We start from the raw sequence: 25,244 nt of genomic DNA on the forward strand, positions 1-25,244 counted from the left end.
AGGCATGGACGTCGGGCTCAAGCGCGAGCTGGAGGAGAAGGTCAGGGCGGGCGTCCGCCTGACCCGTGAGGACGGCATCGCGCTGTACGAGTCGGACGACCTGGCGTGGCTCGGCGGCCTCGCCCACGAGGTGCGCACCCGCAAGAACGGCGACGTGGTGCACTTCAACGTCAACCGGCACCTCAACATGACGAACGTGTGCACCGCGTCCTGCGCGTACTGCTCCTTCCAGCGCAAGCCGGGCGAGAAGGACGCGTACACGATGCGCATCGAGGAGGCCGTGAAGCTGGCCAAGGCGATGGAGTCGGAGAACCTCACCGAGCTGCACATCGTCAACGGCCTGCACCCGAACCTGCCGTGGCGCTACTACCCGCGTTCCCTGCGCGAGTTGAAGGCCGCGCTGCCGGACGTGTCGCTGAAGGCGTTCACGGCCACCGAGATCCACCACTTCGAGACGATCTCCGGGCTGTCCGCCTCCGAGATCCTCGACGAGTTGATCGACGCCGGTCTGGAGTCCCTGACCGGCGGCGGCGCGGAGATCTTCGACTGGGAGGTCCGGCAGCACATCGTCGACCACCGCACCCACTGGGAGGACTGGTCGCGCATCCACCGGCTGGCGCACGAGAAGGGCCTGAAGACCCCGAGCACCATGCTCTACGGGCACATCGAGGAGCCCCGCCACCGCGTGGACCACGTGCTGCGGCTGCGTGAACTCCAGGACGAGACCGGCGGGTTCCAGGTCTTCATCCCGCTGCGCTACCAGCACGACTTCGTCGACATGCAGGACGGCAAGGTCCGCAACCGCCTCCAGGCCCGTACCACCATGGCGACGGGCGCGGAGGCGCTGAAGACCTTCGCCGTCTCGCGGCTGCTCTTCGACAACGTCCCGCACGTCAAGGTGTTCTGGGTGATGCACGGCGTGCAGACCGCGCAGCTCGCCCTCCAGCACGGCGCGGACGACATAGACGGCTCGGTGGTCGAGTACAAGATCACGCACGACGCGGACAACTTCGGCACCCCGAACAAGCTGACCCGCGAGGACCTGCTGGAGCTGATCCGCGACGCAGGCTTCCGCCCGGTGGAGCGCAACACGCGCTACGAGATCATCCGGGAGTACGAGGGCCCGGACCCGGCGCGCCGCGAGTCGCCGCAGCCGATGCGGGTGTGAGCCCGCGCGTTCCGCGCACCCCGTGACGCCGCCGGCCGGGCGGGTACCCGTCCGGCATGGCCACCACGAAGGCGCCCGAGGACGCCTACACCGCCGCGCCCTTCGTCCCCGAGCACGCCGATCTGGCCGCCCTCCGCGAGGCGGCCGCGGGCTGCCGGGGCTGCCCGCTGCACCGGGACGCCACGCAGACCGTGTTCGGCGCCGGGGACACCGGCGCCCGGGTCATGCTCGTCGGCGAGCAGCCCGGGGACCAGGAGGACCGGCGGGGCCGGCCGTTCGTCGGGCCCGCCGGGAAGCTGCTGGACCGGGCGCTGGCCGAGGCGGGCATCGACCCGGGCGAGACGTATGTCACCAACGCGGTCAAGCACTTCAAGTTCACCCGGTCCGGGCCCGGCAAGCGCCGTATCCACAAGGCGCCGAGCCTGCGCGAGACGGCGGCGTGCGGGCCCTGGCTGGCGGCCGAGCTCGGGCTCGTGGAGCCCGAGCTGATCGTGGTCCTGGGCGCGACGGCCGGCAAGGCGCTGCTGGGCTCGTCGTTCCGGGTGACCGAAGTGCGCGGGACGGTGCTGGAGGCGGAGATCCACGGGCGCCGGGAGCGTCTGGTGCCGACCGTGCACCCCTCGTCGGTGCTGCGCGCGGACGACCGGGAGGCTGCGTACCGGGGGCTGGTCTCCGACCTGAAAGTGGCTGCGCGCACTCTCGTGTAATAGATACCATCGCCCAATGCCCCTTACTTTCACTCTTGATCCCGCCATCGATGCCGCCCTGCGCGACGGCATCCTCGACCTGTGGGCCGATGTCACGAACGCCGGCGGAGCGGTCGGCTTCGTGCCGCCCGCGAGGCGGGAGGAGATACGCCCGGAGGTGGTGCGGCATTTCGTGGCGCTGGCGGAGGGCCGCTCCCGGCTCCTGGTCGGCCACGACGAGGAGGGGCGGGTCGCCGCCACCGCCTTCCTGACCTTCAACACCCACCCGCTGATGACGCACTGGCTCTGGCTCTACACGGTGATGGTGCACCCGCGCCACCAGGGCCGGGGCTACGGACGGGACCTGCTGGCGGCCGCCGCGGACGCGGCCCGCGGCGTCCCGGGCATCGACGCGATCCGGCTCACCTGCCGGGGCGGGCTCGGCCTGGAGCGGTTCTACGCCTCCTGCGGCTACAAGGAGGTCGGGCGGGTGCCCGGCGCCATCCGGGTGGAGCCGGGCGACGACCGGGACGACGTGATCATGCTCCTGCCGCTGACCTGAGGCTTTACCGGTCCTTGGCACCCCCCTGCGTGGTTCGGCGCCCGGCGTGCTTCACTGGACGGTGCCCCTTTGGGAACCTTCGGAACGGAAGAGTGGATTGAGATGCTCCGCTACACACTGATGCGCCTCGGGATCTTCGTGGGCTGCCTCGTGGTCGTCTGGGGCCTCGTCTACTCCGGTATCGCCCCGCGCGGTCTCGGCAACTCCAACGGGCTGTGGATCGTCACCCTCGCCCTGGTGATCTCGGCCCCGATCAGCTTCGTCGTCCTACGCAAGGAGCGGGACCGGGCGTCGGTGCAGGTGTCCGCGCGGGTGGACCGCATGAAGGCGGGCTTCGAGGCCAACGCGGGCCAGGAGGACCTCGCCGACGACCGGGCGCGGGCCCAGGCGCAGCCCCGGGAGCAGGCTCAGGGGCAGGCGTCCTGACGTCCTGATCCGGTCGGTGCGGCGTCCGCGCGGCCGTGGGGCCGGTGCCTGAACCGTAGGCTTGCCCCCATGGGTGCCGTGAGGACCAGGCGGATGCCGAGAGCGGTGCGTGAGCAGCAGATGCTCGACGCCGCAGTCCAGATCTTCGGGCGGCGCGGCTACACCGCCGCGTCGATGGACGAGATAGCCGAACTGGCGGGCGTCTCCAAGCCGTTGGTCTATCTGTACCTGAACTCCAAGGAAGACCTCTTCACCGCCTGCATCCGCCGCGAGGCCGCCGCCCTGACCGAGGCGGTCCGCGCCGGAGTCCGCCCGGGGCTGCCCGCCGACCGTCAACTCTGGGAAGGGCTGCGGGCGTTCTTCACGCACACCGCGCGGCACCCGGAGGGCTGGGCGGTGCTCCACTTGCAGGCCCGTACGTACGGGGAGCCGTTCGCGGCCGAGATCGCCGCGATGCGCGCGGAGATCGTGGAGTTCGTCACCCAGTTGATCCTCGTCGCCGCCCGTGAGGCCCACCGCGACCCCGGTCTGCCGGAGCGCGAGGTCGCCGGGCTCGCCGAGGCCCTGGCCGGCGCCGCCGAGTCCCTCGCCGACTGGGCCAACGCCACCCCGGGCGTCTCGGCCCGCCAGTCGGCGGCGACCCTGATGAACTTCGCGTGGGCGGGCCTGGGTGACCTCATGGAGGACCGGCCGTGGACCCCGCCCGCCGACGAGCTCACCGCGCCGACCGCACTCACGTGAGTGGCGGAAGCACCTCGCCCCTCAGATGGACCCGCTGTCCGGCGGGATCGCGCAGCCCGAAGCGGCCGATGCCGTCGGCGGTGTGGACGACCGTGCCGGGCAGCAGCACCGGGGATCTGAACTCCGCCCGGACCAGGGCGGCTTCGGGGGTGCCGTGGGCGGCGAGGCAGCGGGCGACGGTCCACATGCCGTGTGCGATCGCCCGCGGGAAGCCGAACAGGCGGGCGGTGAGCGGGTGGAGGTGGATCGGGTTGCGGTCCCCGGAGGCGGCCGCGTAGCGCCGCCCCACGTCCGGTCCGAGGCGCCACTCGGCGACGGCGGGCAGGGGTTCGTGTTCCCGCCGCGCGGGCTCGGGCGCGGGCCCGTCGGTGCGGTGGCGGGCCAGGTACGTGCTCGTCGACTCCCATACGACGTCGCCGCCCGCTGCCCTCAGCACGGTGGCGACGGCGGCCTCGGTGCCGCGCCTGTGCGGTGCCAACCCGGCGATGTGCACGGCCACTTCGTACACGCCCGTGGCGGGCAGGGTGGTGTGCCGGGTGATGTCGACCGAGGTGTGCACCAGTCCGAGCAGCGGCAGCGGGAAGTCCCCGCCGCTCATCAGGCTCATGGCCGCCGGGAAGCCGAGTACGTGCGGATAGGTGATCGGCAGCGCGTCGTCGCCGGTCGCGAAGCCGCACACCCGCTCGTAGGCGGCCAGTCGCGCGAGGTCGACGCGGACGGAGGGCAGTACGAGCCGGGTGCGGGGGAAGGGGGCGTCGGGGCGGGGCCGTTTGAAGGGGGAGCGCAGGGCGCCGCGGGCCAGAGCCGTCGCCAGATGGAGGTCCGGCGCGGACGCGGTGCGGGCGAAGCCCGTGAAGCGGTCGGCCAAGTCCCCTCTCCCCACAGGCTCACCTCACTCATCCGAAAGTCAGGTTACCGGAGGTAAGTATGTGCCGGGGCGCGGGCATCCGGGGGTGGGGGAGTACGCACCCCTGCCCCGGACCGTCTCCGGACCCTTCCCGAACCCGCACGAACTCCCCATCCCGGCCCCGTACGATCGCGTTTGCAACCGGCGGTAACACCCCAAGAGCGCGCACCACCGGTGAACGACTCGGTAAGCGCGGCGCGTACGAGGTGCAGCAGAGCAGCGCGCAGCCGCAAGCCCCAGGAGCCGCCATGCCTCTCTCGTACTCGTCCCCGTCGTCCCACGGCCCGGCCCCTTCGCCCGCGTCGGGGTTCGACTACGACCCCGACGCGGTCCCGGCGTTCGTGCCGCCGCAGACCCGCCGGCTGGACGGCGAGGTGCGCGAGGCGTACGTCCCCCCGCTGGTGCCGCCGGTGACGCACGGCTCGCTGGCCGACCTGCCGTTCGAGAACGCGGCCGCCGACCCCGGCCGCCAGGTCGTCAGCCGCCGGGACGCCGACGGCGGCTGGACGCATCTGACCGCCGCGCAGTTCGCCGACCAGGTACTGGCGATGGCCAAGGGCCTGATCGCGGAGGGCCTGGCGCCGGGCGACCGGATCGCGGTCATGGCGCGCACGAGGTACGAGTGGACCCTCCTGGACTTCGCCGCCTGGGCCGCCGGTCTGGTCACGGTCCCCGTCTACCCCACGTCCTCCGTCTTCCAGACCCGCTGGATCCTCCAGGACTCCGGCGCGGTCGCCCTGGTGACGGAGAAGGCCCGGCAGGCGGCGGCCCTCGGCCCGGAACGCGAGCGCCTGATGGACCTGCGCCATGTGTGGGTCATGGAGAAGGGCCACCTCGACCGGCTGGCGGAGAGCGGCGCGGACGTCCCGGACCAGGAGGTCGCCGTGCGCCGGGGCGTCCTCGGGCCCGACACGCTCGCCACCCTGGTCTACACCTCGGGCACGACCGGCCACCCCAAGGGTTGCGCGCTGAGCCACGGCAACTTCCTCGCGGAGGTCGACAACGCCATCGAGGTCCTCTACCCGGCCTTCAAGGCGAGGACGTCGGAGGAGGCCGCGACGCTGCTCTTCCTGCCCCTCTCCCACGTCTTCGGCCGCATGGTCGCGGTCGCCTGCGTCCGTGCGGGCGTCCGGCTGGGCCACGCGCCGAGCCTGAAGTCGGAGGACCTGCTGGCGGACCTGGCGAGCTTCCGGCCGACGTTCCTGCTGGCCATCCCGTACATGCTGGAGAAGGTCTACAACAACGCGCGCGCCACCGCCGAGCGCGGCGGCCGGGCGTCGTCCTTCGACCGCGCGGCCGACGTGGCCCGCCGCTACGGCGAGGCGGCCGAGGTCCGCCGGCACGGTACGGGCCCCGGCCCCAGCCGCGCCCTGAGGACGGCCCGCGCCTTCTACGACGCCCTCCTCTACCGCCGCATCCGGGCCGCCCTCGGCGGCCGCCTGCGCTATCTCATCTGCGGCGGCTCCCCGCTGGGCCGCCGCCTGGCCGCGTTCTACGAGGGTGCCGGCGTCGAGGTCTACGAGGGCTACGGCCTGACCGAGTCGACGGGCGCGGCCACGGTGACGCCCCCGCAGAAACCCCGCCTGGGCACGGTCGGCTGGCCGCTGCCGGGCACGCGGGTGCGTATCGCGGCGGACGGCGAGGTGCTGCTGGCCGGGCGCCAGGTCCTGCGCGGCTACTGGAACCCGCACGCGGGCGGGGTGGTGCCGGCGACGCACGACGGCTGGTTCTCGACGGGCGACATCGGCCGCCTGGACGACGACGGCTACCTGACGATCACGGGCCGGAAGAAGGAGATCCTGATCACCGCGGGCGGCAAGAACGTCGCCCCGGCTCCCCTGGAGAACTGGCTCCGTGCCCACCCGCTGATCTCCCAGTGCATGGTGCTGGGTGACCGCCGCCCCTACGTCTCCGCCCTGATCACCCTGGATCCCGAAGGCATCACCCACTGGCGGCAGATGAACGGCAAGCACCCCGTGCCCGCCAAACTCCTCGTCGACGATCCCGAGTTGGCGGCGGTGCTGCAACGCGCCGTGAACGAGGCGAACAAACTGGTCTCCCGCCCGGAGTCCATCCGCCGCTTCGCCGTCCTCCCGGTGGACTTCACGGAACCGGCGGGCCACCTGACCCCGACGATGAAGCTCCGCCGGGAGGCGATCCTGCGCGACTTCGCACAAGAGGTGGAGGGGCTGTACGCGTAGCGTCCGCAATGGTGCGAATCGCCGCGGCGCCCCCTCGCGGCCGCGGCTTTTGCCTCATTCCGGTCATCTCCGGGGCGGTGCGGCATTCATTTCCGGGAAGGCCGGTGATGCCTCGGAAAGAGTTCGCCGGGAATTCACCGGGCGGTATGTCCGGGGTCCGGCCGCCCCGGCCAGGGAAAGGCAGGAGCCCCGTCGCCGGACGGCGCGGGGCTCCTTGGGTACTGCACTTAAATCGGATTACTGCGCGCGAACGCTCAGACCGGGGTGACGTTCTCCGCCTGCGGGCCCTTCGGACCCTGGGTGACGTCGAAGCTCACCTGCTGGTTCTCTTCGAGGGAGCGGAAACCGGTCGCGTTGATTGCGGAGTAGTGGACGAAGACGTCGGGGCCGCCGCCTTCCTGGGCGATGAAACCAAAGCCCTTTTCGGCGTTGAACCACTTCACGGTTCCGGTAGCCATAAGCCCTCCTTGGGCTCAAAGGGTCGCCCTGCTCCAGAACCTGCAAGTGTGATAACGAAATCGCCGCACAACTGCATACGTCTGAAAACGACCAGAGCCCGCGGTCACATGCTCCGCAGGCTCTGTACTGCAAGGGAAACCAAACTGCAACTTGCTGGCGAGCCTAGCATGTGGGCAGCCGAATGCAATAGAGGTCAAGATCACTTCACCCGGATGTTTGAAGGTTCGGGTGAGAGGTTGACGCAGCGAGATCGACGGGGCCTCACAGAAGCATGGCGGGGACTCCGCCAATCGGGGTCCCCGGGGGCGGCGGCAGGGGCGGCCGGGGGACGGCGCCGCGCAGGGTCTAGCCTCACGATGTGGACAATTCTCGCACCCGGCCGCGCGTCGGCCACATCCAGTTCCTCAACTGCCTGCCCCTGTACTGGGGGCTCGCGAGAACCGGCACGCTCCTCGACTTCGAGCTGACGAAGGACACCCCGGAGAAGCTCAGCGAGCGGCTCGTGCGGGGAGAACTCGACATCGGGCCGATCACTCTCGTCGAGTTCCTCAAGCACGCGGACGACCTGGTCGCCTTCCCCGACATCGCCGTCGGCTGCGACGGCCCGGTGATGTCGTGCGTGATCGTCTCGCAGGTCCCGCTGGACCGGCTCGACGGCGCCCGGGTCGCCCTCGGGTCGACCTCCCGGACCTCCGTCCGCCTCGCCCAGCTGCTGCTGGCCGAGCGGTACGGGGTGGCCCCCGACTACTACACCTGCCCGCCCGACCTCAGCCTGATGATGCAGGAGGCGGAGGCGGCGGTGCTCATCGGCGACGCCGCCCTGCGCGCCAACCTCCACGACGGCCCGCGCTACGGACTCGAGGTGCACGACCTCGGGCAGCTGTGGAAGGAGTGGACGGGACTGCCGTTCGTCTTCGCGATCTGGGCGGCGCGGCGCGACTACCTCGAGCGCGAGCCGGACATCACCGGCAAGGTGCACGAGGCCTTCCTGGCCTCCCGCAACCTGTCCCTGGAGGAGGTCGCCAAGGTCGCCGAACAGGCGGCCCGCTGGGAGGCCTTCGACCAGGAGGTCCTGGAGCGGTACTTCACCACCCTCGACTTCAGCTTCGGCGACCCGCAGCTCGCCGCGGTGGCCGAGTTCGCGCGGCGCGTCGGCCCGACGACCGGCTTCCCGGCAGACGTGAAGGTGGAGCTGCTGCGGCCGTAGCGCACTACCCTGCTGTGAGGCGTACGGGGGAGGGGGAGGACGCCATGCAGCCGCTCGAAGCAGACGAGCCCGCCACCGTGGGTCCCTACCGGCTGCTCGGCCGGCTGGGCTCCGGCGGCATGGGCCGTGTCTACCTGGGCCGCAGCGGGGGCGGCCGCACCGTCGCGGTGAAGATCGTGCACCCGCACTTCGCGCTCGACGAGGAGTTCCGCGCCCGGTTCCGCCGCGAGGTCGAGGCCGCGCGCCGGGTGGGCGGCGCCTGGACCGCACCGGTCCTGGACGCCGACCCCGAGGCGCCGGTGCCGTGGGTGGCCACCGCCTACGCGGCCGGCCCCTCCCTCGCCGCGGCGATCGCGGAGGCCGGCCCGCTGCCCGGGCACTCCGTACGGGTGCTGGGGGCGGGCCTGGCCGAGGCGCTTGCGGCGGTGCACGAACTGGGCCTGGTGCACAGGGACGTGAAGCCGTCCAACGTGCTGCTCACCCTCGACGGCCCGCTGCTGATCGACTTCGGCATCGCCCGCGCCACCGACGGCACCGCGTCCCTGACCTCGACCGGCGTCTCGGTCGGCTCGCCCGGCTACATGTCGCCCGAGCAGATCCTCGGCAAGGGCGTCACAGGCGCGGCCGACGTCTTCTCCCTGGGCGCGGTGCTGGTGCACGCCGCGACGGGCGAGCCCCCGTTCCCGGGCGACTCCTCGGCGGCGCTCCTCTACAAGGTGGTCCACGAGGAACCCGAACTGGGCTCCCTGTCGGGAGACTTGCGGGACCTGGCGGCGGCCTGCCTGGCCAAGGACCCCGGCGCCCGCCCCGGTCCCGGCGAGGTGGCCCGCCGCCTCGCCCCCGAGGGCGCCTCCCGCCTGGTCGTGGCCGGCTGGCTTCCGTCCCGCCTGGTCGAACAGGTCAGCCGCAGCGCCGTGTCGCTGCTCAACCTGGAGGCGACGGCGGCGGAACCGCCACCCCTGTCAGCGTCCGGTCCGCTGGGGTTCAGCCGAGTCTCGGTGCCGGGCCCCGCCCCGGTCGCCACCGGTGAGCCCCCGCAGCCCGCGCCAGCCGTACCCGGCGGCGGATTCGGCCCGCCACCCCTCATGGGCGCCGCGGCCATGGACGTCGCGGCCATGGGAGCCGCGACGCCCCCTACCCACTCCAGCCCGCAGGACGCGCCGCCGCTGGGGACCACCGCGCCGGCCGGTCCCGGCAGGTTTTCCGTCACCGTGGCCGGCAAGGCCGCGCCCGGCGCCGACGGCCGGGGCCGCCGCCTGAGCTGCACCGTGGTCCTCGCGGTCGCGGGCGCGCTGGCGGCGGTGACCGTCGGTTCGCTGTGGCTGTTCCCGTTCCGGGACGACCGCGCCGACAGCGCGGGCGCCGGCCCCGGCGGGACACCGACACCGGCCGCCACCGCGGGCGGCGACCACCGCTCCACCGGACCGACCACCACCGCCTCGCCCGTACCCGCCCGCTACCTCGGCACCTGGGAGGGCCAGGGCACCGCCCTCGACGGCACCCTGCCCCTCGGCGACTTCCGGCTGACCGTCCACCAGGCCGCCGTGGGCCGGGAACTGGGCACCCTCCACCAGACGGACCAGCTCGGCGGCGTCTGCGACGACGTACTCACCCTGAAGCAGGTGACGAACACCCAGCTGGTCGCCGTCTCCCGGGGTGCCAGGACCAACCACTCGGGCTGCAACCCCGCCCCGCACACGGTCCGCCTCACCCCGGTCGGCGACGACCTCAAGTACACGTCGGACAGCTCCGCGGAGGGGAACCCGGTGGCGCGGCTGTCGAAGGCCGACTGACGGAAGTGTCCGGCACCGGACGCTAGTTCGGTGTCGTCACGGTCATGTGCTCGCCGCTGCCCAGGTGGAGCATCCCCTTGCCGGGAGTGACCGGGCCGCCGACCATGCTGCGGGTCGTGCGGATGCCGATCAGCTCGCCCGCGGAACTGTCCTGCGGGGAGAGCAGGATGCCGCGGCGGGCCTTCTTCGCGTCGACCTGCCAGCCGGAGAAGCCGTCGCAGATCTCCTCCTCGTCACCGGCGATGACGACGGCGAGACCCTCCTCGGCGCCGCGCTCGATGATGCGCTTGAAGACGTCCTCCGCGTCGCAGTCGTCCAGGACTTCGGCGTCGTCCACCAGGACGGCGATCGGCTGCTCGGGCGTGGCGGGCTTGATGGCCTCCTCCAACTCGTCCTCGTCGATGTCGCGGCCCGTGAACACCCGCAACACGCCCTCCTGGCCCTCCAGTTCGCGCAACGGCGACTGTCGCGGCGCCGCGACGACGAGCCGTACGCCCTGGGCCAGATAGGACCGTGCGACGTTCATCAGCGTCGTGCTGCGGCCCGACTTGGCCGGGCCGCCGATCACGAACGCCGGTACGCCCTCGGCCAGATCGGGCCCGAACGCGGTGAGTTCGTCACCGCCGACACCCACCAGAGCCCACAGCGGCGAGGACGTCGCCGGGTCGCGCATCGCCCAGGCGTCCGCGAAGGAGATCCGGCTGGGCAGCACGTCCACCCGGAACGGCCGCCGGGATCGCGGCACGTCCGCGTCCCGGGCCGCCGCCGCGTCGCCGATGGCCATGAGCGCGGCCGCCTGGCCCTGACCGGTGGTGTCCTCGCAGAGCAGCGCGAACTGCGTCTCCGCGGCGGTCTCGGCGCGGAAGGCCCGGCCCGGGGGGATCTCCTCGGGAACCTTGCGGGCGTTGATGTCCAGCATCGAGAAGTCGCCTCGGTCCGCGAGCCGCAGACCGTACTTGTCCTCCGTGAGGGAGGAGATCCGTCCCGACAGCACCTGCCGGTCACCGGTGAGCACCACGTGCAGGCCCACGCTCGCGCCCTCCCGCATCATCGCGAAGAGCTGGTCGGTCAGGTCCCCGTGGTCGTACTCGCCCAGCGTGGGCAGCCAGCCCTCCCAGCGGTCGAGCAGCAGCACGATGTGCGGCAGCCGCTCGTCCTCGGCGACCGCGGCCCGCTGCTCGCCGATGTCGGCGAAGCCCTTCTCGGCCAGCAGGTCCTGGCGCCGGTTGAGTTCGCCGGTCAGCCGGGTGAAGAGCCGGACGACACGCTCCAGTTGGTTGCGCCCCACGACCGCGCCGCAGTGCGGCAGCCGGGTCAGCGCGTTCAGGGCGCCGTTGCCGCAGTCGATGCCGTACAGGTGGACGTCGGCGCAGGAGTGCGTCCGGCCCAGCGAGCCGGCGATGGTACGCAGCAACTGCGAGCGGCCGGTGCGCGGCGCGCCGCCGACGAGCAGATGCCCGAAGGTGGCGAAGTCCACGGCCACCGGGCGCCGGGCCTGGTCGGAGGGCAGGTCCTCCACGCCGTACGGGGCGGCGGGCAGCGCGCCCTGGGCCTGTACCGCCGGAATGTCGTCGAGGAGCAGGGTCTCCTCCAGGGCGGGCAGCCAGGGGGAGTGCTGGGCGGGGATGGCGAGCGTCCGGTTGGCCTCCCGCACGGCGTCGACCAGAACCTTCAGGTCCGTGATCTCGTCGTCCTCGCGCGCCTCGGACTTGGGCTTGCGCAGTGCCGCGCGCCCCAGGTCCTCCCAGCTCAGCGGGCCTGCCCAGGGGGCCAGTGCCTGCGGGTCGGCCGCGCCGGGCCGCCGTCCGCCGACGCGGCCGGACTGGAAGGGGATCAGGGACGCGTGCCCCAGGCGGACGTACGCACGGCCCGGTGTGCTCTTGGAGATGTGCCCGGCCTCGGGCGCGTCGATGACGTCCGTGGACTCGCCGGCGTCGGTCACGCGCAGTGCGATGCGCAGGTTGGTGTTGGCGCGGATCTCGGGGGAGACCACGCCGCTGGGCCGCTGCGTGGCCAGCAGCAGGTGGATGCCCAGGGACCGGCCGCGCTGGGCGATGTTGACCAGGCCGGTGACGAAGTCCGGCAGGTCTCGCACCATGGACGCGAACTCGTCGATGACGATGAGCAGTCGGGGCACGGACGCGTGCGACGGATCCCGGCGCACCAGATCCTGGTAGTCCTCGATGTCCTTGGCGTCGGCGGCGGCGAGGATGTGCTCGCGCCGCTTCAGCTCGGCCCCCAGCGACTCCAGGGCACGCTCGACGAGGTGCGCGTCGAGGTCGGTGACCATGCCGACGGTGTGCGGCAGCTTCACACAGTCCTTGAACGCCGAGCCGCCCTTGTAGTCGACGAGCACGAACGTCATGTTCTCGGGCGTGTTCGCCACCGCGAGCGCCGCCACGATGGTCTGGAGCAGCTCCGACTTTCCGGAACCGGTCGTACCGGCGATCAGACCGTGCGGGCCGTCGCGCCGCAGGTCGATGCCGAACGGGCCGTCGTACGACTCGCCGATGACCGCCATCGTCGACTGCCCGCCCGTCCGCCAGCGCGCGGCGATCGCGTCCCGCGTGGGCGGCTCGAGGTGCAGCACGTCGAGCAGCCGGCTGGCGGCCGGCAGGGCGGAGTCCTCGGTCTCGCCGCTGATGTCGCGCAGCGACGACAGGGAGCGGGACACCCGTGCGCACCAGGCCGCGGAGACGAAGTCGGGCCGTACGTCCCGCCGTCGCCGGGCATCGGTCTGCTCCACGCGCAGCCGCAGTTCGAGGGCCTTCTCGGTGGCCTGTTCGCCCTGCTGCGCCGTCTGGTGCCAGGCCTGGAAGGAGGGGAAGCCACCGACGGCCGCCTGCGGAGCGGATTCCGGGACGGCGGCGCTGTCGTCGGTACGACGCGGCTCGGCGAGCACGACCGCCTGGCACTCGCCCGGCAGGAACCGCTCCTCCTCGTCGAGGCAGATCGCGTACAGGGAGACGGCCGGGCCCTCGCGCAGCAGCCGCACCACCCCGGGCAGCGAGCGCAGCCGGCGGGATCCGTCCCAGACCACGACGATGTCGGGGTCGGAGAAGGCCGGCCCGTCAGTCCGGTTGCCCTTCTCCTTCAGTGCCTTCTGCCGGGCGTCCAGCAACTGGGTCAGCTCGCCGACGCGGGCGCCGACGGTCTCGGAGTCGGTCCCTATCAGTACGTTGACGTCCTGACCGCCCGAGGGGCGGGCGTGCGGCAGCCAGCGCACCCAGTCCCAGCGGGAGTGCGCGTCGTTCTCGGTGAGGACGTAGAACTGCACGTCCATGGGGCTGTGCAGCACCGCCGTCTGCGCGACGGCCCATCTGCCCAGCGCCTGCGCGGAGTCACCGGGTCCGGCGATGCCGACGACACCGAGGTCCTTCAGCGGCAGCGCCACCGGTGAGTCCTCGATGCGCCAGGTGACCTCACGCTTGTGCTCGTCCTGCTCGGGGTCGTCGAGCACGACCTCGGAGCGCACCCGGCCGGTGCCGACGCGGATCAGCAGGTGGTCGGCGTCGGCGCGCCGGCGCTCCCACAGACGGGTGCGGGGGCCGGTGGCGAAGGCGAGGACGGCGGCCGGGTCGGGGATGGCGTCCCGCCGGTCGAGCCGCTCCGTGCGCAGCGCCTCAAGGGCCTCCTCCTCGATCCGCTCCTTGTGCTCCTTGTACTCCTTGACCTGCTTCGCATGGGACTTGCGGCCCTGCTTCTTGTCCATGAAGTAGTTGGCGATGAGCATCAGCGGGCTCATCAGGGCCATGATCATGTAGTACCAGCGGCCGAAGATCATGACCGAGACCACGGCGCCCACCAGCGGCATCAGCGCCATCAGCCACGGCAGCGGGCGTGCCTCGTACTCCCCGGGCGGATTGGGCAGCCGGAAGTGCGTCTTGCGTTCGGCCGGGCGCAGCCGGGGAGGCCGGTTGTAGTCGAGGCCGGCACCGTCGTCCGACCACTTCAGGGCCGCGTTCGGCGGGTTGTAACGGGTGATCTCCAGCAGGCTGTTGCCGAGCGCGAGTTGGGCTCCGAGTGGCCAGTCGCCACCGTCGAAGTCCTCGCCGTCGAGCCGGACACCGGAACGACGGCTCTCCTTCTTGTCGCCCTTGTTGACCTTTTCGACTTTTCCGCCGCGCTCGCCGTGCAGGGCGACCTCGCAGGTGCCGTCGATGGCGATGGACAACGTGGCGGCACGGTCGTCGAGTTCGGGGTCGTCGATGCGCAGGTGCGCGGTGGTCCCGCTGCCGATGTCGTACCGTCCCACACCGAGCCGGTGCACGGCCCCGGCCCCGGGCCCGCCGGCCACCCTGAACTCGACGACGCCGGTGGGCTCTCCGAGCAGGCAGCCCGCGGGATCGTGCAGGCTGACGACGGCTCCCTCGCGCAGCGGCGAACCGACGACGGTGGCGCCGGGATCGAGGGGATAGCCGTCGACGTACGCCTGCGGAGCCCCGCCGGGTCCGTGCCCGGCCCCCTGCTGGTGTCCCGCGAGAGAGATGATCTGCGCACCGCCGCCGAGCCCGAGGTGCTCGGCCAGTTCCCGGGTGACATCGCCGACCGACGACTCCGGATCGGCGTCGAGTACGACGTCGGCACTGGTGCCGCCGAGCGGGTCGACGACGGTCAGACTCAGGCGCACACTCGTCCTCCTCGCAGTGCTCGGGCCACCCCCGGAGCGCAGAACACAGTCGAAGTGACCTTAACCGTCGGGTGGTTCCCCGGTGCACGGGATGTGCACCGGTTCACGTTTCCTCCAACTGGCGTCCCTGTATCCCCACGGGCCCCACCCGTAAGATCTTTGCTCATGCGGACGGCCGGACGAGGGCTGCCGGCCGATGCGGTCGATGCGGTCGACGCGGCCGATACATCCGCGCCACAGAGCCACGGGGGCAGTCCCTGCGGCGAACAAAACGGGAGGGAGCCGTCATGGGCAAGAGCGGCAAGGACACAGACCTCACTTATGCCGAGATGGAGAAGACCGCAGGCGATCTTCTCAAGGACATGCACCACCTCGAGGACCAGATCAAGTCCGTCGAGAAGCGGGTCAAGCAGTTGGTGGAGAACGGCTTCTCCACTCAGAAGGCCTCCGGCGCCTACGAGGACTCCATGAAGGACTTCGCCAAGGGCGCCGTGAAGACCATCCAAGGCCTCCACGGCCTCTCCGAGTTCCTGAAGAAGGCCAAGCAGGCCTACGAAAACCTGGACGAGGAACTGGCGCGGAGCCAGAAGGGTTAGCGGCTGCTTGGGTTACCGGGGGTGCGGTGGGGTGGGAGTCTTGCCCCCACCGCACCCCGTGGTTTCAGCGCAGAGGCCGTCCGTGGACCCCAGGTTGCGCAATCCTCCTTTAGAGCGACACTGGCCAGTTCGACGTCGGTCAGACCGTCACGGTGGTCGAAGGCTCCGACGCGGAGCCGGCGTTGTCGAAACTTCATATGCCCAGTCCCCTTGGGTGGCCCGCTGGCGGATCGGCGCGACCGTAATCGGGCATCCACGGCTGGCGTCACATCGGTGTCGCTTGGAGTCTCACCCCTCCGCGTCAACGACGGTCGGCCGTACCGGATGAGGGCATCGATCGCCTGGCAGATCTCGTGGCAGGGATCGGGCGGGGCGAAGGGCGAACTGCCAGACGGCACGTTTGAGACGACTCAGGACATGGCAGTGCAGGAGATCCAGGTCGTCAACCGCTAACGTCCTGTGCGTCTCGGCATCACATGGCGCCAGCGAGAAGAAAATGATCGAAGAGGAACCGGGGAACCGTGAGCGATCTGTACATCGACTTCGAAATGTTGGTGAAGACGCAAAAGGATATCCGGCACATCCATGAGCTCATGACAGCGCCGTGCCGGGAGATGGGGGACGTCGACGGTGCCTCGATGGGTGTGTCGAAACTTGCCAGACGTATGGACGACTTCGGTGACGAATGGTCCTACGGAATCAAGCAACTATCGAAATTCTCTAAGTCCGCAGCGAAGGCGTTGGGTCACATCAAGAAGAGCTTTGAGGAACTGGACGAGCAGTTCGCTCATGAACTGGAGAAAGTCAAGTCCGCGAAGGGCGAAAAGAAGTGACCGATTACGCCCAGCCAGTCTGGCTGCGCACCGACCCGGTCGCCGATGCCCGCTTCCCTGCGATCGGGTTCTGTCCTTGCCCGGGGAACCAGATGGACGCCACGCATGTGGCAGACATCGTCCGCCGAACGGCGCGCGCGTTGCACGACATCGCCGACGTCCTCAACGGCACTGGCCGCGGCGCATGGAAGGGTAAGACCGCCGAGACGTTCCGCGAGCAATTCCATGACGACTTCCGACCCAAGGTTAATGACGCACGCGACTCGTTCTCCGATGCCGCCGAGGCGTTGGAGAACTGGGCTCGGTACATGCGTGACCATCAGCGTTACGCGGAGCAACTCGAGGGCGAGGCCCAGGACGCCAAGGACAGGGCGGCCGGGTTACAGCGAGCACTGGACCGAATGCCACCCAAACCTGGCTTCCTGGATGTCTCGCCAGGGAAGACGTCCGGGGAAAAGGAGGAGCAGGAGCGACAGGAGGCGAGGCGTAGTGGCAAAGAGAAGCTACTGCACACCGCCAACGCTGATCTAGAGGCGGTACGTGGGCGGGCAGAGCGTCTGCGGGAGCGATACGTTGAGGAAGGCGAGACCGTCGCTGACCGGCTCAAGCACGCGATGGACATCGCACCCAATGAGCCGGGTGTTTGGGACAAGATTGCCCAGGCGATTGTCGACTTGGCGGAAAAAATCTCCGAGTTGCAAGACGCGATCCTCAAAGAGGTCAAGGAAGCGCTCAAGGAACTGGCGCCCCTGCTGCAGTTCATCGGAGATATCGCTGGATTCGCCAGCACCGTGCTGGGGCTGCTGTCTCTGATTCCCGGGCTCCAGTTCCTCGCGCTCCCTGCATTGATCCTCGGTGGCATCGGACTTGCCAGTCACTACCTCTCTGCCGTGGGAACGACCGGCAGCTTTCTCTCGGCCCTTACCGATCCGACGGTCATTACTGATGCTGTCACACTGGCGTGTGGCGTCGCCGCTTTTGGAGCGGGGCTGAAGTTGAGCAAGATGGCCGGCGCCGCTGGAAGCTACCCAAAGCTCGCAGCGCAGACGATGAAGCTCGGAAAGGCGGGGCCCGATGTGCCCGGCTACTTCCGATTCGCCAGCCAGATGGGGCCGGGAGGCATGCGCACACCCGAGTTTGCCTATCAATTCACCCAGTTCACTACTACTGTCGCAGGTAATTTCATGGGGCTGGTTCCCGGCGGCGGAGCGGACGCACTGCAGCAAATCGGTCAAGGTAAGGCGCCCGACATTTTCACAATGCCTAAACTCCCCAACTTCACACCAGGTACTTTTCCGACCCCGACCGGTCCCCTCGTCCTGCCGAACGGGAGCTTCTGATCGCCATGCTCGCAAGCGACTCACCGACCACCAGGCGGCAGATCTCGGGTGCTGTCGAGCTGTATGCCCCCACAGACTGGTTCGACCTCGTAGCCGACGCCGACGAAGCGTCTGCACGAGAGCGCTGCGCGGATCTCATTAATCGCAGCTACCCTGAACATGAGCCGTCACTGCGCGCCGATTTGACGGTCGCTCTCATGGAGTGGCGACGGATTCTGCGGGAACGAGGGCTGATCACCTACGGTCTGGTGTGCGTCCCCGAAGAGGATGGAGGCCCAGCTGTATGGCAGATCTTGGCCTCGGTGGTTGAAGTGCCCAGGGTTAGAACAGATATCAATCTGAGCGAAATCATGGTCCGTCTACTCGGGGAGGAGTTGGAAGGGCGGCAGATCTACACCGAGTCATATCCCACACGGATGGGACTGGGGCTGGGCGTCATCTCGCAGCCGGTGATGTCTCCGGATGGAGAGCTCACCCTCTTCCCCACACAGGAACAGGAAACGGCCGCTGAAACGTCAGCGGCGGGCCGCATTGGGCTGGCCATATCCCTCTCGTGTCCACCCGGGGGTGAGCGCGCCCTACTGGTCGTGGGAAATTGTCTGGATGCTGAGCAGGTCGTGCCGCTTGCTGGCGTAGTAGCGGTGATCGCAGGCAACTCCTTCTTTGCCGAAAGTGATCAGGGGCCGTCTGGGTTGGATGCCCAGGACGTGAGGCAGGCGGAGTGACTATGCACAGCGGCACTCCCTTCGTAGTGCACGCCTTGAGCAAGGGGCTGGCCAATTTCGAGCTCAGGGCGTCACGAACTGCGCTGACGTGGACCGGCCTTGTCCTCGGATTGCTCGCCTGTGCCCTCGTGTTCGCGCTGCGGCTGGGGCTGCTGTTCGTACGCTCGGACAGTTGGCCCGCGTACGTCCTGCTTGGCATCGTGACGCTGAGCCTTTTGATCCTGCTCACGGAGGTCAACTACTTCGGCAGGGCTTGGTACCTCACGCTGCTGTACGCCGCGTCGGCGGTCATGCTCACGGCCACGGGCTGGTGGTGGGGCCACCCCGCCGATGTGCTGCAAATACGTGGGCGATGGAGTGAGGTGAGGGTGGCAGAGGTCGTCGAGCGGCCCAGGCGCCAAACCCTCTGCCAGTTGCAGCACACGAAGGACGGCACAAGAGTCCCCAGGGCTCTGGACGACTGCGCGCACCTCTCTTTGGGAGACACTCTGAGAGTCTTCGAGGACCCAGAGGGCGAAGTCCGGCCGGAGTTGTCTGCCCCCAGCGTCTCCGGTGCATATGTCGCTTCCGGGGTCGAAGCCGGCATCCTCCTTGCGGCTGTGACGTGTGCGTTCAGGGCAGGAGGTCGACGGCGCGACGTCGCCGCCCCACCGCCGCACCCCACGCCGCCTTATCCAGGGCAGTACCCCGGACCTTCGGCAGGGCCCTTTAATGGTCCGTACAGCGGGTCTCCCGGGCAGCACTAATGCGCGGGAAGTCGATGGTCCAACGCCTGCGACTCTGACAGGTTGAGCCAGCCTCATGGGGATAATTGATTGCCGCTCCATTGGGACGAGCCGGTCCCGTTTCGTTGACTCGAGCGTGTCCATGTTGGAGAAGGATGACTGCGGTCATCACGTGGACGGAGGCTCGTAGGTCCGTACCGTAGCCGCGATTTTCCGTATCGTCGCGTCGGGGACCTCGTCCGATACGCCCTTCGCGCCGAAGAACGACCAGGAGGCCAGGTCTCCCTGGGCGTTCTTGAAGGCGAAGGTCCATGCCTTGCCGTCCGTGGTGCACTTCTTCGATTTCTCCACGCCTGCGGATCAGGCGGTGCCCAGGCTGCCCTTGAGGCCCGAGGTCGTGGTGAACGGCTCGACGGTGCCTGACGTCACCTTGGTCCTGTCGGGCTGGGTGTACTGCCCGTACACCCAGGACTTCGGGTCGGCGCCGGCTATCTCCTCGGTGCTCTTGGCGCCGTTGTTGCCCCGGGAGCCGGCCGCCGCCAGCGGCGTGTGCTCCAGTGTGCCGTCCTTGTCGTCGTCCGAGGAGCACCACCGCTCCTTCAGGAAGGCGGGGGCGCGCATCGCGACCAGAGGCTCGTCGTCCGGGTCGTTGTCGTCGGCCACGTAGGTGATCCAGCCGGTGGACTGGAGTGACCAGTCCGGCGGAACGTCGAACTTGATTCCCGCGGCCGGGTTCACCACGACCTTCCAGCCGTTGACGGTGGCGGCGTCGCCGTGGGCAGACGGGGAAGTGGTCGGGTCGGGCGCAACCGTGTCGTCCTTGTCGCCGCCCAGCAGGGCGTAGCCGGTCACACCCGCGGTGATCACTATGGCCCCCGCCGCCATGACGGCGATGAGCTTGGTGCGGTTGTGGCCGCCGCCCGGAGGACGCGGTGTCGCCGCGCCGGACGGCAGGGTCGGCGCGTTCCACGGCTGCGGCTGCTGCTGGTAAGGGATCGGCTGGTGGTAGCCGGGCTGCTGATACGGGTTCGACTGCTCGACGGGCAACGGCTGTTGCGGATTCTGCCCGCGCCCTGGCGGCTGCTCTCCTGGCCACATGGGCCGTAACGGTATGCGAAGGGTGGAGTGGGAGTACGGGCGAGGGGGCTCTCGCCCGTAACATCGGCATCCGCTCCGACGAGCCAGTACCGAATCGAACTTGGAGAAGCGGGTGTTCGGAAAGAACAGGGACGTCGACGAACCTGCCGCCCCCGTGCCGTGGGCCGATGCCTGGGAGTTCGTCGTCGGTGACGTGGAGCGGCCGGCAGCCGGGCGGCGAAGGCGTCCCGTGCTCGGGCCACGCGCCTTCCGGGTCCCGCAGCGCCGGGGCGAGCAGTGCGTCAACGCGCCCTGTGCCTTCCTTCCCCCGCAGTCGTCGTCGCCGGCGAGCCCTGAACTGTGTCTGTACGAGGACACGGACGGCCGTACGCTTCTCTGCTCCGTCGACCAACCCGTGAAGGCGGGAGGCGAACGCCACTACGCCGTGCGTGACGGTCAGGGGCAGGTCATCGGCACCATCCGGCGCATCGCTCCGCTCAAGCACGCCCTGACGCCGGTCTGGCGCATCGACCAGCCAGGACACGTGGAGATCGTCAGTAGCGGGGAGTGGGCGAAGGGCGGGCCGAAGGAGATGCTCCAGCGGGGCGCCGGCAAGTTGGTGCAGGGCATCTTCCAGGGAGCCGCCGACCTCGGGTGCGGACGGCGGCGATCAGGCGGGCGAGGCGTCCCGCGTCCTTCAGTGGACGTCCGACGGCGAGCCGGTGCTGGCGTCCGACGGGTGCGACCGGTTCCTGGTCCGGGCGTCCTGGCTCGACCGGAGGCTGGTCTTCGCGTACGCGCTCGTGCGTGACCGCTGACGCGCGGTCGGACGCTCTCGCACACGGCCGGACGCGCTTGCCACGGCCCAACGCCGACCCACGGCCCACCGCCGACCCCACCGGCCGTTCTCGCACGCGGGTAGGGTCGAGCGGTCGGTTTTCCAAGCCCGGGGTGGGAGGCGCAAGTGGCGTTCGGCAGACGGCGGGTGGAGGAACCGCCGATGGAGACCGTGGGCTGGGTCGATGTCCAGACGTTCGTCGTGTCCTCCGTGGAGCGCCCGGCAACCGTCAAGCGCAAGCGTGCCGTGTGGGGGAAGCCCGCGGTACGCGTGGCCAGGGGAGCGCGGGACCTCCGGATCCTCGCCCCGTGCGCGTTTCTCGGAACCGCCGATACGCAGCAGCCGGGCCTGCCCTCCCGGCCCGACCACACCCTGTACGAGGCCGGATCGCGGGGTCTGCTGTGCTACGTGGAACCGGCGGTGGACAGTGCCGGGGAGCTACGGCACGACGTACGGGACGGCCGGGGTGAGTGCATCGGAACCGTCGTCCGCGTTCCTCGCAAGCGCCGGCCGTTCAAGCACACCTGGCGCATCGAGCAGCCGGGGCGCCCGGAGATCGTGGGCCGCAACGAGTGGGCGAGCGGCGACGCCAAGGAGATCGCGGGGCGATTTGCCGGAAAGGTCTTCGAAGAGGTCGTCGACAGTGTCCTCTCCGGGGGAGTGGAGGGCGGCGACCGGCCTTCCAGGCCGCGGTCCCTCGAGTGGCGTGCCGAGAACAAGGTCGTCATGGTCTCGGAGGGCAGTGACAAGGTGACGGTGCGGGACGGTTGGGTCGACCGTCGGCTCGCCTTCGCGTTCGCGCTCCTCGGGGACCGCTGACCGCCGTGCTGCCGTGACGCTCCCGGTGACCCGTTGCCGCGAGCGCGGCATGGCCGATCTGCGGCTTCGTGAGCAATTCGTGCAGGGGTCGTGGGCGCCTGATGGCCGAGGGGTCGGCGGCCTTCGGAGTGCCCACTGCCGGGGCGGTGAGAGATTTGCTGCCGCGCACACGGGAGGGGATGATTCGCCCATGTCCAACCGGACAGTTCCGCCTGGGCGTTGCAGACCGGTAACGGCAAGTCGGCTGTGTCCCATGGGGCCTGACTCGCCTTGAGGGGCTTATGTGCGGCTGATACCGTGCGATGGCTTGACACTCGCCCCCGCGCCGGATAGTCGCGACAGCGCCCGGATCGCTGGTGAAGTGTCCGGGTTTGCAGCCTATGCAAAGAGCTTGTCAGAACGTGGCAGACGACATCTTGGGTGTACGGGGAGCGGTTGCGTGAAGATCCAGGAGCGTACGGGGGCGGGCGCGGGACGTTCCGCGGCTCCGGCTCAGCCGTCGGTCGGTGACCGGCTTCCCACGGCGCCTCGCGAGCGCAAACCGGCCCTCGCGGCCCTGGCGGTGCTGCTCATCCTGGTGGGCGCGCTGGGCGCCACGATGCTCGTGCTCCAGGCCGGGGACCGGATCGAGGTCGTCAAGGTGACGAAGGACATCCAGGCCGGAGAGTCCGTCACCTCCGATGACGTGACCTCGGTGATGGTGGCCGCCGACGGCTCCATCGACTACGTCCAGTGGTCGCAGCTGGGCGCCCTCAAGACCCTCAAGGCCAAGTCCACCATCTACGCGGGCACGGTCGTGGTGGGTCAGATGTTCGGCGCGAAGAGCAGCCTGCCGGCCGGCAAGGCCTCCGTCGGTGTCGCCCTCAAGGAGGGGCAGTACCCGTCGGGCATCAAGAGCGGCGACATCGTCGCCGTCTACCGCGTCGGCGACAACTCCTCCAGCTCCGGTTCCAGTGGGAGCAGCGGCTCCACGGGCTCGTCCGCCGGCGGCAACCTCATCGTCGACAAGGCGCGCGTCAACTCCAGGAGTGACAACAGCGACGCCGCCGTGAGCACCGGCAACCTGTCGCTGACGCTCCTCGTCGACCAGTCCGACGCCGCCGCCGTGGCCCAGGCCGCGTCCGCGGGCTCCGTCGCCGTCGTCGTCGTTCCCGGCAACTGAGGGCGGCAGCGCACCCATGGCCCTCATCGCACTGGCCGCCGACAAGGGTTCGCCCGGCGTCACCACCGCCGCCGTCGCGCTGGCCGCCGTCTGGCCGCGGCGCGTGCTGCTCGCCGAGACGGACCCGGCCGGCGGCGACCTCGTCTACCGCAGCGCCGCCGCGCACGGCGGGCCGCTCAACCCGAACGTCGGCATGCTGTCCATCGCAGCGACCGCGCGCCGCGGACTCGTGCCCGACCAACTCTGGGATCACGTGCAGCCGTTGAGCGGCGGCCTGGAGGTTCTCGTCGGGCTCGGCATCGCCGAGCAGGCCGCCGGTCTCGCCGGGCTGTGGCCCACCCTGGGCCACGCCTTCGCCTCGCTCGCCGACTCCCCGAACGCGCCCGCCGACGTCATCGCCGACTGCGGCCGGATCAGCGGGGACACCCCCGCCGTGGAACTGTTCCCGCACGCCTCCCTCGTCCTGCTGATCTCACGCACCGAGCCGGAGGCCATCGCCCGCGTCCGTGACCGCGCCGCCGCGCTGTCCACGAAGCTGCACGGTGGCCCGCGCGGTGCCGCGAGTCTGGCGACCCCGGTGGTCGGTGTCGTCCTGGTCGCCGACCCGAACACCGCGGGCAAGGTCTCCGGCCAGGTCAACGACATGCTGGTGCATGCACAGACCGGTGCCCGCGTCGTCGGCACCATCGCCGACGACCCGGCGGGCGCCGACCAGTTGGCCGGGCGCAGGCGCGGACGCCTGGACAAGTCCTTGCTGATCCGCTCGGCCCGCAAGGTCACGGCCGACCTGTACCAGCAGTACGGTGCCGCCTGGGCCGTATCCGCACAGGCGCAGCAGGCCCACCAGGCGCAGCAGGCCCATCAGGCTCAGCAGGTCAACCAGGGTCAGCAGGCCCCCCAGGGCCAGCAAGCGCACCAAGCTCAGCAGGCGTACCAAGGTCAGCACGCTCCTCAGAACCATCAGCCCCACCAGCCCCAGTCCCATCAGCCCCACCAGGGCCGGACGAACGGTCAGGCGGGGGCCGGGCGATGACCGCTGTCGACCACCAGCTGGTCAAGCGGTTCCGGCAGGACGCCGGTGACCGTATCGCCGAGCAGCGCCGCCTCGACCAGGTCAACGGCGTCACGCCGATGTCCAGCGAGGACGAGCGGCAGTATGCCCGGGCGGTCATAGCCCAGATCCTGGAGGAGTACGCCCGCGCCGAGATCAACGCGGGCCGTACGCCGCTGGACGCCGAGACCGAGGAGCAGTACGCCGCCGCCGTGCACGCGGCGCTGTTCGGTGTCGGCCGGCTCCAGCCGCTGCTCGACGACCCGCAGGTCGAGAACATCGACATCAACGGCTGCGACCAGGTGTTCGTCGGGTATGCCGACGGGCGCGAGGTCAAGGGCGAGCCGGTCGCCGAGACCGACGAGGAGCTGATCGAGCTCATCCAGGTGCTCGGCGCCTACTCGGGTCTGTCGTCCCGCCCCTTCGACTCCGCCAACCCGCAGCTCGACCTGCGGCTGCCGGACGGTTCGCGTCTGTCGGCCGTCATGGACGTGACCCGCCGTCCCGCGCTGTCCATCCGCCGGGCCCGGATGGGCAAGGTGTTCATCTCCGACCTGGTCGGCAACGGCACGCTCGCACCGGAGCTCGGGCACTTCCTGGCCTGCGCGGTCCGCGCCCGCAAGAACATCATGATCGCGGGCGCGACGAACGCCGGAAAGACGACGCTGCTGCGCGCCCTCGCCAACGAGATCCCGCCGCACGAGCGGCTCATCACGGTCGAGCGGGCGCTGGAGCTCGGCCTCGACACCTTCCCCGAACTGCACCCCAACGCGGTGGCGTTCGAGGAACGACTGCCCAACTCCGAGGGGCAGGGCACCATTTCCATGGCCGAGCTGGTGCGCCGATCCCTCCGTATGAACCCCTCCCGCGTCATCGTCGGCGAGGTGCTCGGCGACGAGATCGTGACCATGCTGAACGCGATGTCCCAGGGCAACGACGGCTCGCTGTCCACGATCCACGCCAACAGTTCCAGCGAGGTCTTCAACCGCATCTCCACCTACGCGCTGCAGGCGACGGAGCGGCTGCCCATCGAGGCCAGCCAGATGCTGATCGCGGGCGCGGTGAACTTCGTCGTCTTCATCCAGCGGCGCAACAACTTCCAGACCGGCGGCCGGCTTCAGCGCATGGTGACCTCGGTCCGCGAGGTCAACGGCGTCGACGGCCGCGTGCTGTCCAGCGAGGTGTTCGCCGAGACGCCCGACGGCCGAGTCGTGCCGCACGCGCCCATAGCCTGCCTGGAGGACCTCATGGCGCACGGTTACCAGCCCCACGGAACCTGGGGGTGACCATGACGTCTG

General features: G+C 70.0%; 21 protein-coding genes and 1 pseudogene. 17 read left to right on the plus strand and 5 right to left on the minus strand.

Annotated features, from left to right (window positions below):
* The first annotated feature begins 4 nt into the window (after window positions 1-4).
* The 5 genes from mqnE (at window position 5) to ACWEK3_RS05890 (ending at window position 3,583) form a co-directional block, all read left to right on the plus strand.
* Window positions 5-1,168, plus strand: coding sequence for an aminofutalosine synthase MqnE (gene mqnE, locus ACWEK3_RS05870; RefSeq protein WP_453249040.1), 1,164 nt, complete (start codon window positions 5-7; stop codon window positions 1,166-1,168).
* 56 nt (window positions 1,169-1,224) lie between these two features.
* A complete protein-coding gene (locus ACWEK3_RS05875; protein ID WP_450540589.1) occupies window positions 1,225-1,875 on the plus strand; it encodes a UdgX family uracil-DNA binding protein in 651 nt (216 codons plus the stop codon).
* Between the two features lie 16 nt (window positions 1,876-1,891).
* Complete coding sequence (locus ACWEK3_RS05880) at window positions 1,892-2,416, plus strand: N-acetyltransferase family protein (RefSeq protein ID WP_450540591.1); 525 nt, start codon at window positions 1,892-1,894, stop codon at window positions 2,414-2,416.
* A gap of 102 nt (window positions 2,417-2,518) precedes the next feature.
* Window positions 2,519-2,842 (plus strand): DUF4229 domain-containing protein, encoded by a 324-nt coding sequence (locus ACWEK3_RS05885; protein WP_450540593.1) that lies wholly within the window; start codon window positions 2,519-2,521, stop codon window positions 2,840-2,842.
* 69 nt (window positions 2,843-2,911) lie between these two features.
* A complete protein-coding gene (locus tag ACWEK3_RS05890; protein WP_450540595.1) occupies window positions 2,912-3,583 on the plus strand; it encodes a TetR/AcrR family transcriptional regulator in 672 nt (223 codons plus the stop codon).
* On the opposite strand, the gene ACWEK3_RS05895 is transcribed toward ACWEK3_RS05890, so the two are convergent.
* Window positions 3,576-4,451: a MaoC family dehydratase gene (locus tag ACWEK3_RS05895; protein WP_450540597.1), complete on the minus strand. Its 876-nt coding sequence runs from the start codon at window positions 4,449-4,451 to the stop codon at window positions 3,576-3,578. The two genes, ACWEK3_RS05890 and ACWEK3_RS05895, sit on opposite strands and share 8 nt — an antisense overlap.
* Before the next feature lie 287 nt (window positions 4,452-4,738).
* Between ACWEK3_RS05895 and ACWEK3_RS05900 the strand changes: the two genes are divergently transcribed.
* Entirely contained in the window at window positions 4,739-6,691 is a 1,953-nt protein-coding gene (locus ACWEK3_RS05900) for an AMP-dependent synthetase/ligase (RefSeq protein ID WP_450540599.1), read from the plus strand.
* Window positions 6,692-6,945: 254 nt separating this feature from the next.
* Here the strand turns inward: ACWEK3_RS05900 and ACWEK3_RS05905 are convergent, their stop codons facing one another.
* Window positions 6,946-7,149, minus strand: coding sequence for a cold-shock protein (locus ACWEK3_RS05905; protein WP_004984723.1), 204 nt, complete (start codon window positions 7,147-7,149; stop codon window positions 6,946-6,948).
* 359 nt (window positions 7,150-7,508) lie between these two features.
* Here ACWEK3_RS05905 and ACWEK3_RS05910 point away from each other — a divergent pair, with 359 nt between their 5' ends.
* Both ACWEK3_RS05910 and ACWEK3_RS05915 read left to right on the plus strand, forming a co-directional pair.
* A complete protein-coding gene (locus ACWEK3_RS05910; protein ID WP_361418259.1) occupies window positions 7,509-8,357 on the plus strand; it encodes a menaquinone biosynthetic enzyme MqnA/MqnD family protein in 849 nt (282 codons plus the stop codon).
* Window positions 8,358-8,401: 44 nt separating this feature from the next.
* Window positions 8,402-10,150, plus strand: a complete 1,749-nt coding sequence (locus tag ACWEK3_RS05915) for a protein kinase domain-containing protein (RefSeq protein WP_453249041.1) — start codon at window positions 8,402-8,404, stop codon at window positions 10,148-10,150.
* 22 nt (window positions 10,151-10,172) lie between these two features.
* Here ACWEK3_RS05915 and ACWEK3_RS05920 read toward each other — a convergent pair whose 3' ends face one another.
* Window positions 10,173-14,780, minus strand: coding sequence for an FtsK/SpoIIIE domain-containing protein (locus ACWEK3_RS05920; protein WP_453249042.1), 4,608 nt, complete (start codon window positions 14,778-14,780; stop codon window positions 10,173-10,175).
* 287 nt (window positions 14,781-15,067) lie between these two features.
* Here ACWEK3_RS05920 and ACWEK3_RS05925 point away from each other — a divergent pair, with 287 nt between their 5' ends.
* The 5 genes from ACWEK3_RS05925 to ACWEK3_RS05945 all read left to right on the plus strand — a co-directional run bounded on the left by ACWEK3_RS05925 (window position 15,068) and on the right by ACWEK3_RS05945 (window position 19,020).
* Entirely contained in the window at window positions 15,068-15,376 is a 309-nt protein-coding gene (locus ACWEK3_RS05925) for a WXG100 family type VII secretion target (protein ID WP_450540604.1), read from the plus strand.
* 521 nt (window positions 15,377-15,897) lie between these two features.
* Window positions 15,898-16,209: a hypothetical protein gene (locus ACWEK3_RS05930; protein WP_453249043.1), complete on the plus strand. Its 312-nt coding sequence runs from the start codon at window positions 15,898-15,900 to the stop codon at window positions 16,207-16,209.
* Window positions 16,206-17,549, plus strand: a complete 1,344-nt coding sequence (locus tag ACWEK3_RS05935) for a putative T7SS-secreted protein (RefSeq protein WP_450540608.1) — start codon at window positions 16,206-16,208, stop codon at window positions 17,547-17,549. Before ACWEK3_RS05930 ends, ACWEK3_RS05935 begins: the two co-directional genes overlap by 4 nt.
* A gap of 5 nt (window positions 17,550-17,554) precedes the next feature.
* Complete coding sequence (locus ACWEK3_RS05940) at window positions 17,555-18,274, plus strand: hypothetical protein (RefSeq protein ID WP_453249044.1); 720 nt, start codon at window positions 17,555-17,557, stop codon at window positions 18,272-18,274.
* 2 nt (window positions 18,275-18,276) lie between these two features.
* Window positions 18,277-19,020, plus strand: coding sequence for a hypothetical protein (locus ACWEK3_RS05945; RefSeq protein ID WP_450540611.1), 744 nt, complete (start codon window positions 18,277-18,279; stop codon window positions 19,018-19,020).
* Between the two features lie 147 nt (window positions 19,021-19,167).
* On the opposite strand, the gene ACWEK3_RS05950 is transcribed toward ACWEK3_RS05945, so the two are convergent.
* Together ACWEK3_RS05950 and ACWEK3_RS05955 are read right to left on the minus strand one after the other, a co-directional pair.
* Window positions 19,168-19,350 (minus strand): hypothetical protein, encoded by a 183-nt coding sequence (locus ACWEK3_RS05950; protein WP_453249045.1) that lies wholly within the window; start codon window positions 19,348-19,350, stop codon window positions 19,168-19,170.
* A 9-nt stretch (window positions 19,351-19,359) separates the two neighbouring features.
* Complete coding sequence (locus tag ACWEK3_RS05955; protein WP_453249046.1) at window positions 19,360-20,097, minus strand: hypothetical protein; 738 nt, start codon at window positions 20,095-20,097, stop codon at window positions 19,360-19,362.
* Between the two features lie 943 nt (window positions 20,098-21,040).
* On the opposite strand from ACWEK3_RS05955, the gene ACWEK3_RS05960 reads away from it, so the two are divergent.
* From ACWEK3_RS05960 to ACWEK3_RS05975, 4 genes and pseudogenes are all read left to right on the plus strand, one after another.
* Window positions 21,041-21,733: a hypothetical protein gene (locus ACWEK3_RS05960; RefSeq protein ID WP_453249047.1), complete on the plus strand. Its 693-nt coding sequence runs from the start codon at window positions 21,041-21,043 to the stop codon at window positions 21,731-21,733.
* Between the two features lie 439 nt (window positions 21,734-22,172).
* The gene (locus ACWEK3_RS05965; RefSeq protein ID WP_450540619.1) at window positions 22,173-22,895 is read left to right on the plus strand and encodes an SAF domain-containing protein; all 723 of its coding nucleotides are present in this window, start codon (window positions 22,173-22,175) and stop codon (window positions 22,893-22,895) included.
* A gap of 16 nt (window positions 22,896-22,911) precedes the next feature.
* A pseudogene (locus tag ACWEK3_RS05970) lies at window positions 22,912-23,754 on the plus strand (hypothetical protein); the annotation flags it as partial.
* 170 nt (window positions 23,755-23,924) lie between these two features.
* Window positions 23,925-25,232: a CpaF family protein gene (locus tag ACWEK3_RS05975; RefSeq protein ID WP_365416584.1), complete on the plus strand. Its 1,308-nt coding sequence runs from the start codon at window positions 23,925-23,927 to the stop codon at window positions 25,230-25,232.
* The last annotated feature ends 12 nt before the right edge of the window (window positions 25,233-25,244 follow it).

The organism is Streptomyces sp. NPDC004721 (assembly GCF_053601495.1).